Origin of the sequence: Streptomyces griseoruber, from assembly GCF_001514205.1 — a bacterium.
In the GTDB taxonomy this organism is placed as follows: domain Bacteria; phylum Actinomycetota; class Actinomycetes; order Streptomycetales; family Streptomycetaceae; genus Streptomyces; species Streptomyces griseoruber.
Genome location: NZ_KQ948768.1, coordinates 107,434 through 110,613 on the forward strand (window position 1 = coordinate 107,434; position 3,180 = coordinate 110,613).

Consider the following 3,180-nt stretch of genomic DNA (forward strand, 5'->3'; position numbering starts at 1 on the left):
CTTCGGTTCGAGGACGGTGAGACGGTCCGCCCGGACATCCTCATCGGCGCCGACGGGGTCCACTCACGCGTGCGCAACGCCATCGTCGGCCCGACTCAGGCCAGGGAGTCGGGCATCTGCGCCTTCCGCGCCCTCGTACCGGCGGCGAAGGCGCCCGACTTCGCCAGGCGGCACGCCCAGACCCTCTGGATCGGCCCCGACCACCACCTGGTGCACTACCCGGTCTCCGGCGAGGAGTACGTCAACCTCGTCGCCTTCGCACCGGCCGGAGCGAGCAGTGTCGAGTCATGGACGGCCACCGCGACACTCAGGGAACTGCTCGACGAGTTCGCCGGCTGGGATCCGCGTCTGGTGGAGCTGATCACGGCAGCCGACACACCGGGCCGTTGGGCGTTGCTCGACCGCGAGCCCCTCGACCACTGGAACCGGGGGAACGCGACCCTCCTGGGTGACGCGGCCCACCCGATGTTCCCGTTCTTCGCCCAGGGCGCCGCCCAGGCGATCGAGGACGGCGCCGTCCTGGCCCTCTGCCTCGCGGCGGCCCCGGACAACCCGATCGCAGCGCTGGGACGCTATGAGGAACTCCGCCGACGCCGTACGGCCCGCCTGCAGGAGGTGTCGCACGGACGGTCCCACATCAACCACCTTCCGGACGGCCCGGAACAGCGTGCACGCGACCTGGAGTACTCGCAGGCCGACCCGCTCCGGGCGAACGGCTGGATCTACGAGTACGACCCCGAGACCGCCGTCTCGGCGTCGGCGTGATGCGGAGGCAGGCATGAAGATCATGGCCGCTGTGTCACGCGCGGGTCGGGGCGTCCCCGAAGTGGAACAGGTCGACCTCGGGGACCCGAGGCCGGACGAAGTCCTGGTTCGTATCGTGGCGACAGGTATCTGCCACACCGACATCCATTGTCACAGCGGTCGTGGGGTTCCCGTACCTCACCCGATCGTGCTCGGACACGAGGGCGCGGGTGTCGTGGAGGCGGTCGGTGCGGGGGTGACGCGCCTGCGGCCCGGTGACCATGTGGTGCTCTCGGGCAACTCCTGCGGTGTGTGTCCCCGTTGTCTCGACGCGCGGCCCACCTACTGCCGGGAGGCGATGCGCGCGGCCTTCGGCGGGGCCCGGTTCGACGGCAGCTCGCCGATCACGCAGGCCGGAGACCGTATTGCGGCCGTGTTCTTCGGACAGTCCTCCTTCGCGACGTACGCGGTGGCGCCCGCACGGAGCGCGGTCCTCCTCCCGAAGGACGTCCCTCTGCACCTGATGGGACCGCTCGGCTGCGGCGTCGTCACGGGGGCGGGCTCGGTTCTGGAGTCGTTCAGATTGCGCCCCGGACAGTCGATCGCGGTGTTCGGCACTGGTGGCGTGGGGCTCGCGGCCGTCATGGCCGCCCGTCTCGCGGGCGCCCGGCGCATCGTCGCCGTCGACATCAGCCGCCCCCGGCTCGAGCTCGCCGTGGAACTGGGCGCGACCGACACCGTACGGGGAGGTGACGGCGGTGAGCAGGCGGCACTGCGACAGATCGAGCCTCACGGGTTCGACTTCGCATACGTCACCGCGGACGTGCCGTCCGTCTACGCGACCGCGACGACGTGCCTGGACGTCGAAGGCACCCTCGGCTACGTGGTGGCACCCGCGGGCGAATGGGTCCCGGACACCGGCTTCCTCCTCTCCGGCGGTCGCAAGCTTCAAGGGATCATCGGCGGCTCGGCCAACCCCCACACCCTGATCCCCCGACTGGTCGATTACTGGCGGGCGGGTCGGTTCCCCTTCGACCGGATGATCGAGGAGTTCCCTTTCGACGACTTCGCCAGGGCGTGGACGGAGACCGGTTCGGGGCGGGTGATCAAGGCCGTGGTCAGAATGCCGGAAGCCTGACATCGCTTCCGCGAACAGTCCCGTCGACGCGGTGTCGATCTTTCCAGGGCTGACAAGGCCTTGGCCGTCCAACGAACACAGCCGTTGTCCTCGCCCAGAGCAGACACGAGACTGCGGTACAGACGGCCTGGGATGCGGCCCCACCCGCACCTTTAGTCGAAACTCTGAATACGCCCAGAGAGGCGGACCATCGAATGGCAACCGCAACCGGTAGGGGACTCGTCGTGCGAACCCTGCAGCGAGCGGACGTCAACGTGGCTTTGCCGAACTTCGGATCGTCGACGTGCGCCACGAGATGAACGCCGGCCACGCGGCCGAGGGCTACGCACGGGTCATCGGGGATCCCGGGGTCGCCGTCGCCACGGCCGGCGGCGGCTTCACCCATGTCCTGACCTCGATCGCCAACGCCGATCTGGACCGGACCCCGGTCCGGTACAACGCGGGCTCCGGTCCGCTGGAGACGAACCAGGTCAACGACCAGCAGGCCGGGTTCGACCAGGTCGCCATGGCCGCCCCGGTGGCCGGGTTCGCGCACCGCGTCACCCGTACCGAGCTGATCCCCCGCCCGGTCGCCCAGGCGATCCGCACCGCACCGTCGGAGCCCAAGGGCCCGGTACTCCTCGACATCCCCTGGGACGTCCTCCGCCAGTCGGTCGACGTCGACGATGTCGAGGACTACCGCGTCGAGGTCGACGGCACCGGCGTCTCCCCCGCCGGTGCCGTCGACCGGATCGTCGAGGCGCTCGGCACCGCCGAGCGGCCGGTCGCGCTGGTCGGCAGGTCCTTCGTCACCGCCGAGGCACGGGCGCAACTGCACGACTTCGCCGCACGGGTCGAACGTATCGACGCCGCCTACGTCAATGCCGGGCAGGCGGGCATGAAGCGCCTCGACGACCTGGACGAGGCCACCTGGGACGCGGTGTTCGACACCAACGCCAAGGGCCCCGTTCTTCGTCATGCCCTCCGCACGTACGGCGCGCCTGCCGCCCGGCGGGGCGGACGCCTTCCGGGAGCGGCTCAGGCTCAGCACTCCCTCCGTCACGGGTACGGCCCTTCCCGTGGACGGTGGCCTCACCGGCTTCATCCGCCCCTCGGCATAGCGGCGAAGGCCGCTGTCGATCACCCACCGAGCCGAGCCGCAGGACCCACCCGAGTGAGGACGACCACCATGCAGTTTCCCTTCGGTCAGCCGACGAACGCCATCATCCAGGTCGCCTACACGGTCCCCGACCTCACTGCCGGGATGCGCTGGTGGACCGGCGAACTCGGCGTCGGGCCCTGGTTCGTGAACGGAAGGC

General features: G+C 70.0%; 3 protein-coding genes. All 3 read left to right on the top strand.

The genetic code is table 11. The features are described from left to right. On the top strand, window positions 1-765 hold a 765-nt coding region (locus tag AQJ64_RS17370; protein WP_211286492.1), incomplete at its 5' end, for an FAD-dependent monooxygenase. Window positions 766-787: 22 nt separating this feature from the next. After that, window positions 788-1,882 (top strand): NAD(P)-dependent alcohol dehydrogenase, encoded by a 1,095-nt coding sequence (locus AQJ64_RS17375; protein WP_244902668.1) that lies wholly within the window; start codon window positions 788-790, stop codon window positions 1,880-1,882. A gap of 283 nt (window positions 1,883-2,165) precedes the next feature. Next, the coding region (locus tag AQJ64_RS50895) for a thiamine pyrophosphate-binding protein (protein ID WP_244902663.1) at window positions 2,166-3,180 on the top strand (1,015 nt) is incomplete at its 3' end.

Bases quoted from the DNA above. Each gene is read 5' to 3' on its own strand.
- AQJ64_RS17375 (WP_244902668.1), top strand. From the start codon at position 788: ATGGCCGCTGTGTCACGCGCGGGTCGGGGCGTCCCCGAAGTGGAACAG.